The organism is Parabacteroides goldsteinii DSM 19448 = WAL 12034 (genome assembly GCF_000969835.1).
GTDB classification, from domain to species: domain Bacteria; phylum Bacteroidota; class Bacteroidia; order Bacteroidales; family Tannerellaceae; genus Parabacteroides; species Parabacteroides goldsteinii.
Map to the genome: position 1 here is coordinate 3,052,866 of NZ_KQ033912.1, position 13,947 is coordinate 3,066,812.

At 47.1% G+C, this 13,947-nt stretch carries 16 protein-coding genes and 2 pseudogenes; 5 read left to right on the forward strand and 13 right to left on the reverse strand.

Translation table 11 applies throughout. The features are described from left to right. Positions 1-5: 5 nt before the first annotated feature. The 6 genes from ruvA to HMPREF1535_RS11085 form a co-directional block, all read right to left on the reverse strand. Positions 6-596, reverse strand: coding sequence for a Holliday junction branch migration protein RuvA (gene ruvA, locus HMPREF1535_RS11060; RefSeq protein WP_009859898.1), 591 nt, complete (start codon positions 594-596; stop codon positions 6-8). Between the two features lie 93 nt (positions 597-689). After that, complete coding sequence (locus HMPREF1535_RS11065) at positions 690-1,577, reverse strand: SMP-30/gluconolactonase/LRE family protein (RefSeq protein WP_046146142.1); 888 nt, start codon at positions 1,575-1,577, stop codon at positions 690-692. A 12-nt stretch (positions 1,578-1,589) separates the two neighbouring features. After that, positions 1,590-3,047 (reverse strand): TrkH family potassium uptake protein, encoded by a 1,458-nt coding sequence (locus HMPREF1535_RS11070; protein WP_044215090.1) that lies wholly within the window; start codon positions 3,045-3,047, stop codon positions 1,590-1,592. Between the two features lie 11 nt (positions 3,048-3,058). Further along, the gene (gene trkA, locus HMPREF1535_RS11075) at positions 3,059-4,396 is read right to left on the reverse strand and encodes a Trk system potassium transporter TrkA (RefSeq protein WP_009859895.1); all 1,338 of its coding nucleotides are present in this window, start codon (positions 4,394-4,396) and stop codon (positions 3,059-3,061) included. Between the two features lie 57 nt (positions 4,397-4,453). Then, a complete protein-coding gene (gene dxs, locus HMPREF1535_RS11080) occupies positions 4,454-6,358 on the reverse strand; it encodes a 1-deoxy-D-xylulose-5-phosphate synthase (protein ID WP_046146143.1) in 1,905 nt (634 codons plus the stop codon). 72 nt (positions 6,359-6,430) lie between these two features. Beyond that, on the reverse strand, positions 6,431-7,003 hold the full coding sequence (locus tag HMPREF1535_RS11085; RefSeq protein ID WP_046146144.1) for a Crp/Fnr family transcriptional regulator: 573 nt from the start codon (positions 7,001-7,003) through the stop codon (positions 6,431-6,433). A gap of 149 nt (positions 7,004-7,152) precedes the next feature. On the opposite strand from HMPREF1535_RS11085, the gene HMPREF1535_RS11090 reads away from it, so the two are divergent. Continuing rightward, a complete protein-coding gene (locus HMPREF1535_RS11090) occupies positions 7,153-7,473 on the forward strand; it encodes a DMT family transporter (RefSeq protein WP_046146145.1) in 321 nt (106 codons plus the stop codon). Positions 7,474-7,551: 78 nt separating this feature from the next. Here HMPREF1535_RS11090 and HMPREF1535_RS11095 read toward each other — a convergent pair. From HMPREF1535_RS11095 to HMPREF1535_RS11125, 7 genes and pseudogenes are all read right to left on the reverse strand, one after another. Next, positions 7,552-8,409: pseudogene (locus HMPREF1535_RS11095) on the reverse strand (Rpn family recombination-promoting nuclease/putative transposase). 151 nt (positions 8,410-8,560) lie between these two features. Then, positions 8,561-9,019: a hypothetical protein gene (locus HMPREF1535_RS25065; protein WP_052716688.1), complete on the reverse strand. Its 459-nt coding sequence runs from the start codon at positions 9,017-9,019 to the stop codon at positions 8,561-8,563. A gap of 53 nt (positions 9,020-9,072) precedes the next feature. After that, a complete protein-coding gene (locus tag HMPREF1535_RS11105) occupies positions 9,073-9,474 on the reverse strand; it encodes a D-Ala-D-Ala carboxypeptidase family metallohydrolase (protein ID WP_046146146.1) in 402 nt (133 codons plus the stop codon). After that, complete coding sequence (locus HMPREF1535_RS11110; RefSeq protein ID WP_028726678.1) at positions 9,471-9,662, reverse strand: hypothetical protein; 192 nt, start codon at positions 9,660-9,662, stop codon at positions 9,471-9,473. Before HMPREF1535_RS11110 ends, HMPREF1535_RS11105 begins: the two co-directional genes overlap by 4 nt. 9 nt (positions 9,663-9,671) lie before the next feature. Then, positions 9,672-9,881 (reverse strand): DUF4248 domain-containing protein, encoded by a 210-nt coding sequence (locus HMPREF1535_RS11115; RefSeq protein WP_046146147.1) that lies wholly within the window; start codon positions 9,879-9,881, stop codon positions 9,672-9,674. A 40-nt stretch (positions 9,882-9,921) separates the two neighbouring features. Then, positions 9,922-10,377, reverse strand: a complete 456-nt coding sequence (locus HMPREF1535_RS11120) for an HU family DNA-binding protein (protein WP_046146148.1) — start codon at positions 10,375-10,377, stop codon at positions 9,922-9,924. A gap of 70 nt (positions 10,378-10,447) precedes the next feature. Further along, positions 10,448-11,089, reverse strand: a pseudogene (locus HMPREF1535_RS11125) (virulence RhuM family protein); the annotation flags it as partial. Positions 11,090-12,155: 1,066 nt separating this feature from the next. Here HMPREF1535_RS11125 and HMPREF1535_RS11130 point away from each other — a divergent pair. From HMPREF1535_RS11130 to HMPREF1535_RS11145, 4 genes are read left to right on the forward strand one after another with little or no spacing between them, the layout of a single operon-like run. Next, the gene (locus HMPREF1535_RS11130) at positions 12,156-12,854 is read left to right on the forward strand and encodes a hypothetical protein (RefSeq protein ID WP_044234798.1); all 699 of its coding nucleotides are present in this window, start codon (positions 12,156-12,158) and stop codon (positions 12,852-12,854) included. 40 nt (positions 12,855-12,894) lie between these two features. Beyond that, a complete protein-coding gene (locus HMPREF1535_RS11135; RefSeq protein WP_046146149.1) occupies positions 12,895-13,380 on the forward strand; it encodes a hypothetical protein in 486 nt (161 codons plus the stop codon). After that, positions 13,380-13,640 (forward strand): hypothetical protein, encoded by a 261-nt coding sequence (locus HMPREF1535_RS11140; protein ID WP_046146150.1) that lies wholly within the window; start codon positions 13,380-13,382, stop codon positions 13,638-13,640. The genes HMPREF1535_RS11135 and HMPREF1535_RS11140 overlap by 1 nt, the downstream gene beginning before the upstream one ends. Continuing rightward, positions 13,612-13,932: a PDDEXK family nuclease gene (locus HMPREF1535_RS11145; protein WP_244275596.1), complete on the forward strand. Its 321-nt coding sequence runs from the start codon at positions 13,612-13,614 to the stop codon at positions 13,930-13,932. The genes HMPREF1535_RS11140 and HMPREF1535_RS11145 overlap by 29 nt, the downstream gene beginning before the upstream one ends. Positions 13,933-13,947: the final 15 nt, after the last annotated feature.

Genomic DNA, 13,947 nt, shown 5'->3' on the forward strand with positions numbered 1-13,947 from the left:
AACTATTAAAGCATTCTGAGTGCACTTTTTATCACTTGTTCCACAGCCAGCATCGGCGAGGTTTTCAGTATTGAACTGACTGCCTTTTGTGAAGCAGCCTTTTGGAATCCCAACATAACCAGGGCGGCCACCGCTTCTTCGGCCACCGCACCGTTTCCTGCCGTGGCAGCCGTTCCCGTCCCAACCATCGAATCGCCGGCTTTCACCTTGTTTTTCAGGTCGACCAGGATGCGCTGGGCTGTTTTCTGTCCGATGCCTTTTACCGAGGTCAGCGCCGTTTCGTTTTTGTTGGCGATAACCTGGATCAGTTCGGAAGGAGGAAGAGATGACAGGATCATACGTGCCGTATTAGGACCGACACCGGATACCGATGTCAGTAATAAAAACAACTCGCGTTCAACCTTTTGGGCGAAACCGAACAGCAGGTGGGCATCTTCACGTATTACTTCATATACGTAAATTTTCCCGGTTGGTTTACCGCTGAATGCGCTGTATGTGGTCAGAGATATGTTAAGTTCGTAGCCAATCCCTGCACATTCGATGATCATCTGTGTGGGAGTCAGTTCTACGATATCCCCCTTAATATATTCTATCATTTTGCGTCTCTTCTAGTTATTCGTACCTATTATAACGCAAAATTAAGCAAAAGCGTATATCAGACCTAAAGAAATATTCAAATAGGTGAATAATTATTCTCTTCCCGGATGTTCGGCAGTGAAGGTTTCGAAGCAGCCGCGATCTTGCAGGGTGACATAGCAGCGGCGGTTGTCAGGACCTCCGAATGTGATGTTGGAGGGCTTTTTGCCTTTCAGTTGTATTTCGCGGATCAGCTTGCCCTTCGGATTTATAACGGCTACCGTTCCTTTGTCGTAGCGGCAGAGATACAGGTTGCCTTTCACATCGCAACGAATTCCGTCCATGCCGAAGCCTTCGAAGGTGTTGAAAAGCCGTTTGTTTTTGAGTGTCCCGTCCGGCTTGATATCATAGACCCATACTTTGAGTTGTGCAGACTCGTTAACATAAAGTTTTTTACCGTCCGGGCTGACATCGATGCCGTTGGTCGTCCCCATATCGCTTTCCAGCAGGGTCACTTTACCGTCGGGAGTGATCAGCCAGAGTTGCCCTTTCTGGTTCGGCCAGTCCGGATCGCTGGCATAGAGATTGCCGCCCGGGGCGAGGGCGATGTCGTTGGGCTGGTTCATCCGGGACTCATGTGCATACGTGCTGATCGCTTTGGTCTGCATGTCGACTTTCAGGATGTTATGACCGGTGTAATCGGCAACCAGCATGTCTCCAGCCTTGTTGAAGCGGATGCCGTTGCCTGTCGAACCTTCGGGGAGCGTCACGAAGCATTCGTGCGAGCCGTCCGGACGTACAATGCCTATCGTTCCTTCTTTTCCGTAGTTAACGGCATACAGATTGCCGGCTTTGTCGGTGGCCGGGCCTTCTATTCCGTTGGTGAAAGTACCTTCCGGCAGTAAATCGGCTGTTTCCCGCTGTGCGGAGGTCTGTGCGCCGGCTGCCAGTCCTACGAACAGGCAACTCATGATTGTAAGGAACATTGTACGTGTTTTCATATCAAATCTATTTTATTGTTTCCAGAATCCCGGAACAAGTAATGTCAATACAGTAAATATCTCCAAACGTCCTGTCATCATCAGTAAGGAAAGGAACCATTTGGATACCACCGGAACTTCCGAGAAGTTGTCTACCGGCCCCAGTTTGCCAAGTCCCGGCCCGACATTGCTGATGGCTGAGACGGCAGCACCGATCGACTCTTCAAAGCCCAACCCGTCGAGCATCAGCACGGCACAGCTGAGTACGATCAGTGACATATAGGCAAAAGCGAAAGCCAGTACGCGGTGTACGACCTCGCCGGATACGATATGTGAATCCATCCTTACCGGGATAATGGCATGCGGATGGGTTTGTTTCTTGAATTCGTTGAACAGGTTTTTGGAAAGGATCACGAAACGTCCCATTTTCAGTCCTCCGCAGGTCGAGCCAGCGCAACCGCAGATGAACATCAGTATCAGGGCGATCATCCAGAAGAAAGGTCCCCAGGGAATATAATTCTCTGTCGCGAAGCCGCAGGTCGAAACCAGCGTAACCACCTGGAATGCAGCCTGCCGGAAAGCTGTCGGGAAGTCTGTAAAGAATCCGTGATACATGATCCAGCCGGTTGTTATTCCCGTCATGATCAGGACAAACCAGAAGAACCAGCGAAACTCTTCATCGAAAAACAACTTCTTTATATTTCCGTTCAGGCAGAAATAGATCAGGGTGATATTAGTTGCCCCGATAAACATAAATATCGTGATAACATATTCTATATAAGCCGAATGCCAATAAGCGATACTGGCGTTTTTGGTGGAATATCCGCCGGTAGAAATCGCTGTCAGGGCATGGTTTACCGCGTCATATAAATTCATCGGGCCTATCCATAACAACCCGATCAGCAGGACGGTAAGGAACACGTAAACACCCCACAGGCGTTTGGCGACCTGTGTTACACGCGGGCGGAACCGTTCGTGTGTGATCCCCGGTGTTTCGGCATTAAACATCTGTGTCGCTCCGCCTCCCAGGATAGGCATCAATGCTACGGTAAATACGATCATACCGATACCTCCCTGCCATTGAGTGAGGCTTCGCCAGAACAGGACGCCTTTAGGCAGAGCTTCTATATCGGTGAGAATGGTCGATCCGGTGGTCGTGAAGCCTGACATGGTTTCAAAGAAAGCATCCGTTATATTGTCGATATATCCTCCCAAATAGAAAGGCAACATTCCCAGCAACGAGAGCAGCAACCAGGTAAGCGTAACCGTCAGCATCCCTTCCCGTCGGCCGGCTGTGTATTCGTTTGCGCGGAAACCGATGGCATAGAGCGATATGCCGACCCCGAACAGGATTCCGCTGGAGATAAGCAATGGATAGAAATCGCCTCCTTTGTACAGGAAAGCGACCACTGTTGCCATCAGCATAAACAGTGTTTCGAGGATGCACATCATCCCCAGCATTTTTATTATGAAACGTATATTCAGTAACATACTAAAACATACTAATTAAAATAATCTTCCAGTTTACGCATGGCAGTTTCCAGGCAGAATACCACCACGTGGTCGTATGCCTGTATCTGTGTGTCACCCTTAATCATCATCGGTTCGCCGTCGCGTATCAGTCCGCCCAGCGTCAGGTCTTTCGGCAGGTGCAGGTCTTTCACCTGTTTGCGGGTGATCTTCGAATCGGGGCGTGCCACCAACTCGGCCACGTCGGCATTGGCAAAGGTCAGGAACTTCACGTTCGACACGTCGGCATCCAGCAGGAACTGATAGATATGACTGGCGGCAATCAGCTTCTTGTTGATTACCGAACCGATATCCATATTCTCGGCCAGCGGGATATAGTCGATATTCTCGATCTTGGCGACTGTCTTGAATACGCCGAAACGTTTGGCAGCCAGGCAAGCCAGGATATTCGTACTCGAATTGTCTGTCAAAGCGACAAACGCCTGTGCGTCTTTGATCCCTTCCTGCATCAGTAGCTCCGTGTCGCGTCCGTCTCCGTTGATGATCAGGACATTGCTCGGCACTACCTCGGCTATGCGGTGACTTTTCTCTTTGTTTGTTTCCAGTATCTTTACGCGGATATTATTCGGCAGATACTGGCTGGTGCGGATAGCGATGCGGCTGCCTCCCATGATAAAGATTTTCTTTACTTCCGGGTCTTTCTTGCCGGCATGCATCTGCACGTCTTTGATATGTTCTTTGGTCGTCGTAAAGAAAACGATATCGCCGGGCAGGACAAGGTCGGTACCGCGGGGGATAATCGTTTCATATTGCCGTTTGATGGCAACGATATGGTACAGCTTCTGTTCGTTCAGCAGTTCGGCCAGTTGTTTGTTCACCAGGCGGGAGTTTTCGCGAACCTTCACCCCGATCAGGATCAGGGCTCCTCCGAACAGTTCCCAGTACTGGCGTGTCCACGGGCGGCGTATCGCGTTGACGATCTCTTTGGCTGCCAACATTTCCGGATAGATCATCGAGTGGATGCCCAGCTTTTCGAACAGTTCTTTGTTTTTAGGCAACAGATATTCGTAGTTGTTGATACGTGCCAGAGTTTTGCGTGCTCCCAGCTTGGAGGCCAGGATACTTGCCGCAATATTCGTTGTCTCTTCCGGAGTAACGCTGACGAACAGGTCTGTTTTCTTTATGCCGGCTTCTTCCAGGTCGCGGATCGAAGTCGGATTACCAACCATAGGAAGTATCTCCATATTGGTGTTGGTGATGTTCAACCGTTCCTCACTCGGGTCCATCAGGATGATATCCTGTTTTTCCTGCGATAACATCTTTGCAAGATGCGTACCCACTTCGCCTGCCCCGGCAATAATAATTTTCATTTTATCAATTGTTACTCATTCCACCTGCCGCATCGTCCGGCAAATCGTCATTAATAATTAATCGTTCATCATCTTTCGGATTTCTCCGGCTATGCTGCCGGCATCCAGGCCGCACAATTTGTATAACTCGGGGATCGACCCGTGTTCAATGAATGTGTCGGGTATACCGATGCGTTTCACCCGCGGAGTATATCCGTTGTCTGCCATAAATTCAAGAACCGCACTACCCAGTCCGCCCTTTGCTACACCGTTCTCTACGGTAATGACGCGTTTGAACTTTTTGCCTATTTCGTCCAGTAATTCTTCATCGATCGGTTTCAGGTAAATCATGTCATAATGTGCAACCGATATTCCTTCACCGGTTACTTCTTCAATTGCTTTTATCACTTCGTTTCCAATCGGTCCGATAGATAAAACAGCGATATCGTCTCCTTCGCTCAATTTCTTCCCTTTTCCGATGGGCAGGACATGCATTTCGTTACGCCAGTCCTTTTTCTCGCCTTTTCCCCGCGGGTAACGGATTACGAACGTGCCCGTAGCCTCCTTGTAGCCCGTGTACATCAGGTTTCGCAAATCCAACTCGTTGAGTGGCGAGGCGATCGTCAGGTTGGGTATCGGACGGAGGTAAGCCAGGTCGAACACCCCGTGATGCGTGGCGCCGTCTTCGCCGACCAGTCCGGCACGGTCCAGGCAGATCACCATATGCAGTTTTTGCAGGGCGACGTCGTGTATCAGGTTATCGTATGCCCGCTGCATGAAAGAGGAGTAGACATTGCAGAACGGGATCATTCCTTCTTTCGCCAGTCCGGCGGAGAAAGTCACCGAGTGACCTTCGGCTATCCCGACATCGAAGGCCCGTTGAGGGAATGCCTTCATCATATAGATCATGGAGCTTCCGGTCGGCATGGCGGGAGTGATACCCACGATCCGCTCATCCTTTTCCGCCAGTTCCACCAGCGTATGTCCGAAGACGTCCTGATACAATTGCGGCTCATCCAGGTTGTGCACGATGATGCGCTGGCCTGTCTCCTTGTTGAACTTGCCCGGTGCATGCCATTCGGTAGCCGATTCCTCGGCAGGCTTGAACCCTTTTCCTTTCTTTGTCTTGATATGCAGTAGCTTGGGGCCCTGCAAGTCTTTTATATCGTTCAGCAGCTTTATCATGTAGTTCACATCGTGCCCGTCTACGGGGCCGAAGTAACGGATGCTGAAACCTTCAAACAGATTATGTTGCTGGGTGAGCAGTGCTTTCAGGCTGTTGTTGAAGCGCAGGATATTCCCCCGGCGGTCATTGTTGATGAGCTTCATCTTCCGCAGGCCGCGGTACACATCGTAACGCATTTTGTTGTAAGCCTGGCTGGTCGTGATGTCAACCAGATACTGGCTCAATCCTCCGACGCAGTTGTCGATAGCCATATCGTTGTCGTTGAGGATAATCAGCAGGTTGTTGGGGTTGGCAGAGGCATTGTTCAGCCCTTCGAAGGCCAGTCCTCCGGTCATTGCCCCGTCGCCGATCACGGCTATTACGTGGCGGTCGTGTTCCTCCTTCAGCTCCGAGGCGACCGACATACCCATGGCTGCCGAAATGGAGTTGGAGGCATGTCCGGCAATGAAAGCGTCATACTCACTTTCTCCCGGGTTGGGGAAACCGCTGATTCCTTTGAATTTCCGGAGCGTATGGAAAGCCTCCCTGCGTCCGGTCAGGATTTTGTGCCCGTAAGCTTGATGTCCGACGTCCCAAACGATCCGGTCGTAGGGCGTATTGAAGACATAATGCAGGGCGACGGTCAGTTCGACAGTACCGAGGCTGGCTCCCAGATGGCCGGGATTTTCAGAAAGTATATCTATTATGTATTGCCGCAACTCTTCACATACCTCGCCCAATTTCTCCTGAGGCAACTTGCGTAAATCCTCGGGATAATTAATGACGTTTAATATATGTTCATCCTTGCAATCTATCATGTCCGCTAATTTTTGTGGCAAATGTAAAGAATTAACGGCACATAAAATAGTTTTGGCAGCGCATTTTCTATTTTAATACTCCCGTTTTAGCTTCGCCCTTATCCGGCTAAGGCTTACCGGGGTGATTCCCAGATAGGAGGCGAGGCATTCCAGCGGCATTCTTTGCAGTAAATCCGGATTGTCTTTCAGCAGTTCCCTATAACGTTCGGATGCGGTTGTAAAAAGGAGGGAGATAAGCCTTTCCTCTGTTTGCAGGAATTCTGTTTCTGCAAATTTGCGTCCCCAGTTGGCGATATGTATATCTTCTTCGAATAACTCATAGAGTTCTTTGCGTTTCAGCATATACAGCACCGAGTTTTCCATCAGTTCGACAGTTTCATATCCCTGCTGGTTGTTCACGTAGCTTTTCAATGAAACGATGGTGCTGCCTTCCCGGCCGATCCAAAAGGTTACTTCTTTGCCGTCGACAGGGATATAAGCCCTTGCAATCCCTTTCTCGATAAAAAACAGATTAGTCTCGGTTTTGCCCGTTTCCAATATGAGGTGGCCTTTAGGATATGTAACCTTTGACAAGAGCCTCTTCAGCTTGTCTACTGAAGATTCCGGCATCGGGTATATTTTGTTTATGATCTCGTGTATATCCATAGGTTATCCAATCGTTTTTACAAAAGTACTAAAAGTTACCTTTGAAAAAGGATTTTTTGCAACCTTCTGCTGTTATTTCTTATCAAATGTAAAGAGCCGGTGAGAGGGGGCAGCTTAACTTTGCAGCCAAATTTTAAATATCGGAGTTTATGAGTTGGATTATATTGATTGTTGCGGGATTATTGGAGGTATGTTTTGCCTTTTGTCTGGGTAAGACCAAGGAGACGGTAGGAAATGAATATTATCTGTGGGGAATAGGATTTGTGGTCTCCGTAACTCTGAGTATGTATCTTTTGGCAAAAGCGACACAGGCTTTACCGATAGGTACAGCTTATCCGGTATGGACCGGTATCGGAGCTGTCGGTACGGTGTTGGTCGGGATTCTTTTTTTCCATGAACCGGCTACTTTGGGACGGTTGTTTTTTATTACAACTTTAATCGTCTCCATCATAGGGTTGAAGATGGTTTGATTTTCTGAATTTTGGTTATCAGCAAAGTTTTCGGGAGCACCGCGAACTTTGCTGATCCATATAAATAAAGTGAGTGGATTACAAGTTGTCTATTTCTTCAATTGACAGACCTGTACACTGGGCAATCATTTCTGTGTTGACTCCCCGCTTTTTGAAATTGGCAGCGATAAGGCGTTGTTCCTCAGTCTTACCTTTTTCTTTCCCTATTTTGATCCCCTTTTCCACACCTTTCTCTTCCGCATAGTCAATCGTATTTTTATAATCGCGATAGCGTTTCAAGGCTTCATCATACAGGATACGTTCATCCTTGCTCAGATTAGCCACATCTGCCACTTCTAGCTATTTGTCGAAGACGGCTTTGCGTGCCTTAAAAGGCATTCTTTCCAATGTATCCATATGTTTTAATAAATATAACCAACGTTCAAAATCTGTTTCGCAATCATCCGGCTCTTTTGTAAACCAGGGGAGTTCCAAATAGACCTGGCGAATCTTGTCGCTAAACATACGCCCCGTATCACGGTCTGCCAATATAACATCAGTACGGAATTTGGAGTTTATCCCCATCTTATAGTTTAACAGAAATATGCCATACACCGGACATAAGCTAAACTTCCAGTCTTTTCCCTTTTCCCCTTGATTACTGATAGCCCGTGACAAGTAATAAATACCCCGGTCGTAAAAATAGGGTTGGGCTCCGTTTTGCATTTCGACCACAAACCAACCTCCTTTGTCATCCCTGCAATGAATGTCAAATATCACTCCCCGGTCCTCTATGGTTTCCGGTTGCTGGATAGGATTCAGGAAAGTGATGTCAATGATATGACGTTCATCTTTCAATAATTGATTCAGAAAATCAATTAATAACTCTTTGTGCACCTCTTGACCGAAGATACGGTGAAAACCGAAGTCGGTAAAGGGATTTATAAATTTCCCCATAACTAATGAATTTTGGTTGTCGTCCAATAACAGACGATGTGACAAAGGTAAAGATTATTTTAATAAACAATCGTTCTGAAGGGACTTTTTTTCGTATCTCCGTCCGGTTTTGCTGATCGGTGAAGGCGAGTATGACCTCTGATATGACTGGTCAGGCAGATTTGTGGGGAGAAAATTTGTAGAGTATGATTAGTGCGATTAGGAAGAAAGTCAATAAAATCGTGATTTGGGGCAAACCGGATTTCCTTTCTGCCTCTTTTCTGATCTCTTTTGTTTGTTTTGACTGCCTCTCCAATTGTTCCTCATATTGCCAGACGAGCGTTTGCAGGCTATCGCAGGTGGCAGCGACAAATAACGTGTCATGTAGGAAACGGATTTCAGCTGTTGCCTGTCCGCTTTTTTGGATAAAGGCGGCGCCGGCTGGCAACTCTTTGAGGGTTGCGACCGGAATGGAAAGGTCGGCACGGCTTTCGGGGATTCGGGCCGTTTGAACTGTCAGGCGGCTGGTTTGCAGCAGGCTGTCGGTCTGCTGGCAAAAGGAAGCGGTGTGCTTGCGGCTCGAACAATTTGCGAAAAATAAGATGATGAGAATGAATAGGCTGAATTTCATGGAGATTTTTAATGGTATGAATTTATAGGGTGTGTTTTGCAGTTGTCTCTTATTTATCCGTAAAGTACCTGCCGGCGGTTAAACCCTTCGCGATAAGACAGATGGAGGAACTTTTTGCGGCGGTAGAGGATTGCCTGGTCGAAATCGAGACCGGAGGCTTTCAATATCTCCAGCAGCTTTTCCGGCCCTTCGGCGATGTAGCAGTCGGCTGCTTCGCCTTTCGTATGTTGCGAATTTTTGACTCCGCCGACCAGCAGGTTGACCGTTTCGTTGCGGTAGCCGCTTGTGATGGCGATTGCACTGCCGTAGCGGTCGCGAAGCGGTTGAAGCAGATAGGTCGCGAGGTTTTTTAATGATTGGAAAGCCAGCGGGCCGGGTACGTTTTCAAGACCGTGCTCGATGGCGATACGACTGTAAGTGAGTTCTTCGAAGGTGAAATTTCTACTAAGGTTCATTGATTTTGTTTGTATTTATAATCGACTCCGAACAGCGCTCCGGCAAACGTTGCAGTCTCACCGAAGGCCACCAGCACACTGTTATGAATCTCTCCCAGCGGAGCCGTCCAGAAGCCGAAAAATAAAAGGAGGATGCCGGCTGCGGTCAGCAGCACGGCAATCCATAATTGTACACTTTGTTTCTTCACTCGGGAAAGTCAGGGTTCGCCCAGATATTCAAAGACGAGCGTCACCTGTTTAGGAGTTAAAATCTTTTGTCCGTTGTAATAGCCCGCATCTGTGAGGGCCTGCATGAGCGGTTTGTTATACACGAGCCAGCGTTTCAGTTGCACGCCGGCGCTGCGGATGCTGCTGTGCGGAAAATACATCGCACTCAGTTCTTTAATAGAAAGCGTTGTTGGTTTCATCGTGATAACAAAGATAATGAAAATTTTTCAATTAGCCGGGTTACTCGATTTCCGGTCTGTCGCTGCCTCCGCCGCCCCCTTCGGAGCCGTTGCCTTCGTCTTCCTTCTTTTCGGTAGAGGTGAAGGCGACCAGCTTTTTGGTATTACGCAGGGAGGCGCCGGGTGTGAAGATCACACGTGCCCCTTTCACGTCGGCCTGGGTGAACGATTTCTTGTCGCTTGCGCCGTTGCTGGACAACGAGAGGCGGAAATTACCGAACTCGCCTAACTGGACGATACGTCCTGCACGCAGCTCCATGTCGAGGATGAAATTAAGGTTATCCAATACCGCTTTTACGTCGGCGCTGGAAACGGTAGATCGCGCTCCGATCATGACACACAATGTATCCATGTCGGTATGCCCGTTGTAGTCCGGTATCGCATAAATTTTTTCCTGTGCTGCACCGCCTTTCAGGTCGGTCACTTTTCTTGTTACTAATTTGTAGCCCTGGGCCATCGTTAATAAATTGTTTTAAGGTTGATACTTTGTTGTTTCGTCTGATTGACAATGCAAAGTTACGACCGGTTGGATAGGCGGAGTTGAGTTGTGTGCAGATAGGTGGCGTTAAATGATCTTTTGTATAATATCCTTTATATCCAGTTACACCTGGACTCCGTTTTGTGAAAAGCATTAAGACATTTTCATCAATATAATTATCGATAAGTACAATTGATTTGCGGGCCGATCTTATCAGGTCGGCAGCAAATTTGTAGGCATCGAATAATTGGCCGTCGAAGAAAATTCCCTCGACAGGGGGAAGAGTATTTTTTACAAAGAAATCAATCTTTTGATCGTGTTCAAGCAGTTTGGCTTCAATATTTTCTATTCGCTGGTTTACAGCATATCCTTTGAGCAAATAATCTTTCAGAACCTTATTGGCCCAAATGCGGAATTGGGTTGCATTCTTGGAATTAACACGGTAACCGACAGATAATATAACATCCAAGTTATAAAATTTGGTTTGGTATCTTTGTTTGCCATCGTTACCCATGTATTCCAAAATGGAATAAGTGCTATCTTCATTCAGTTCTCCTGAATCATAAATATTTTTTAAATGCTTGGATATAGCAGGTTGCTTCACACCAAATAGTTCGGCAATTTGCGCTTGGGTTAACCAAACGGTTTCGTTTTCTATTCTGACTTCCATCTTTACTCCATTATTTTTCATAGCGATACGATTTTGTTTGCGGCAAAGTTAAGATTATTATTTGTCCCGTATCTGTTTTTCTGTGGAAAATATTCAGAAACCAAACAGGACACGGTTGTTAAAATGAACTGCCTATCCTCACGGACGGGCAGTTCTTACTTAACCGAAATTAAATTAATCAGGCTATCACCTGAAATTTATACCCCTCTTTTAAGTATAGTGAGTTCGATAAAGTCAAAAACAATGATCTTTTGTGTAAGATTATAAGATTGAAAGACGGCAGTTTAGGGCATAAAAAAAGCGTGTGACTGCCGCTATTACCTATCAACGAGGCATCCCCATGCCCACAAATCAGATAATAGACAACAGCCCACGCTATATTTATACACATAAGTATATACAACTAGCATGGGCATTTTGTTGCTATTATTCCTGATTTGTAACTAAATGGGGATTTTCGTTGATCGGAATAATACCTTATAAAATGCTTAACTTATAATTTATATCATCGTAAATCCGCCACCGCTGTAACAGACCTTCATACGACATTGCAAATATAACCTTTATTTATAAACAAACCTTGTTTATCTGGACTTTTTTCAATCTGACACCTTATTTCTGAAAGCCAGTCTCGAATTTTACATTATCTTCCCTTCCCTGTTTCACCCCATCCGGGTCCGTTTTCAATTTCTCCCGGATGAAATTTGATTTTCTTCCGAAAGAAATTATTTTTTCTCCCGGAAGGGCGTTTTCCTATAAAAAACAACAGCTTTCGCCGGAATGGGGAAATTTACAATAAGTATTTTGGCGATGGCCTATTTTTCGCCGTTGGAATTTAGTAAAAATCTATGTATTTAGCACGGATGTAATAGTTAATATTAATGAATTGGTGACGAATAAAAGTATTTTCATAAAATCGCATACAAATATTGATTATTACTTGCTCATGTAAATTTAAACCCTTACTTTTGCATCGGTTTAATCAATCAACACCTGGTTAAATCTTAACTATTGTAATTTAATTATTTTAATTTTAAAGTAAACAATGACTAAAAGTGAAAAAGGCGTTTTAAAAGCCGGCCTACCTATGGAAAATTGCGTATCGACTCTCCAAATGAATGCGGAAAGCAGTGTCTTGTATGCCGGAAAAGGGCGCGGGCTGTTGGAACAGATCGGACGCGAAGGAATGAACGAATTCTTTGCGGGCGAAATCAGAGCCTACATTGCCGAATGTACATGCGAAGTCGGGCGAATGAACTGTATCCGTAAACCTTTCACGACCGAGCTGGTCAAGTGGCAGAAGCAATTTGTCGCTTTTGAAAAAAGTATCGATCCGGCAGAAAAAGGCAGTCCTGCCTACGAAGCCTCCTGTATCCTGTTTGCTTATATGAAGAAGCAGATGAACGAAGCAGAAAACCGTGCCCTGCAATTGCAAAAGAACCGCAACCGCACCGAAAAGCGTATTGCCGGGCGTGATGACCTCTCCGATGAACAAAAGTCGCAAGCCTTGCAGAAGGCCGATTCGCGACTGCTGGCTGGGCAGGCTGCCCTTCAATTGACTGCGGTGGCTACCGATCTTATCCCTGTCGTGACCGATCCCGAAGGTTATATCGACCTGTTGCGTTTCTGGTGGCAGGAACTTGGTCGCAACCTCTCGGATGATGATCTGGAACGTATCTTTCGCCCGATGCTGTCGTATGCCAAAAAACAGGCGCGCAAAGGGGTGAGAGTGAAAAGTGTTTACGTGGAATACCGCGAGGAACCGAAAGGGGTGCGGGCAGCGTGAATTTAGAAATGAATCTAAACGATACCATTTTAATAAAGTAATGAACAAAACAGAAAAGACTTTTTCCTTCATCTCTGTCAAAGACAGTTTTTTCAAAGCCCGCTATGAAGTGTTAGACGAAAGTACAGGCGACAACCATGTGATTACGTATGAAAACAAGGCTCCGGTGCATCCCAGTCTCTCTGAAGCGTTGCAGCGCATGGTGTATCATGTAGTCAATTTTACCGGATTGGTGGCGGTGGATGACAATTTCCAGATCACCGGTTATCAACGTCAGAACTGCGGCGATGCGCAACTGCTGACCATCTATGCCCGTGTGGGAACCTCCGAAGAGTTTTGCGGAAATGTGGTGTCGCGCTTTCATATCGGCCGTGACGAATATGCTTCCATCGACCTGCTGCTCGAAGACCTGTCAAGCTGCGAACGTGAAGCGCTGGCTTATATCGAAACCGGCAAGCGTTTGGAGCATGATGCCTTCATCCGTCTTGACAACGATGATTTGCAAACCCTTCAAACTGCCGCCTGATGAAAAAGCATACCCTTACCATCGGTTGCCTCCTGGGAGACCAGGCGGCAGCCTGCCTGATGCGCCTGATTACGGGCGAAAGAGGTTCGCGCAGTTACACCTATTCGTGTGGCGAGGAATACGGGTATTTTTACGACCCGTTTCTGAAAAAATGGATGGCGTTCGACAACCGGCACAACACCTGTCTGGTCGAACAATGCAACACCTCGAAAGAGGCCGAAAACTTTCTCTATGACGACACCGGGTTATTCGCCGCTTAGCGCGTTGATCCTGAAGCATACGGGCGAGGAGGTGGTGGCTGAATACCGTTTCCATCCTGGGCGGGACTGGCGGTTCGACTTCGCCATCCCTTCCCGCCGTGTGGCTGTCGAGGTGGAGGGCGGCGCCTTCAACGGTGGCCGCCATATCCGCCCCGAAGGCTATCTGCGTGATATGGAGAAATATAATGAGGCGGCAGTCTCAGGCTGGTGCGTGATACGCGTGCTGCCTGGAGAACTGCTGATGCTGAAAACGTTACGGCTGGTTATCCGTGCGGTACAAAATCATAATTGAAAAAGTTTATAACAA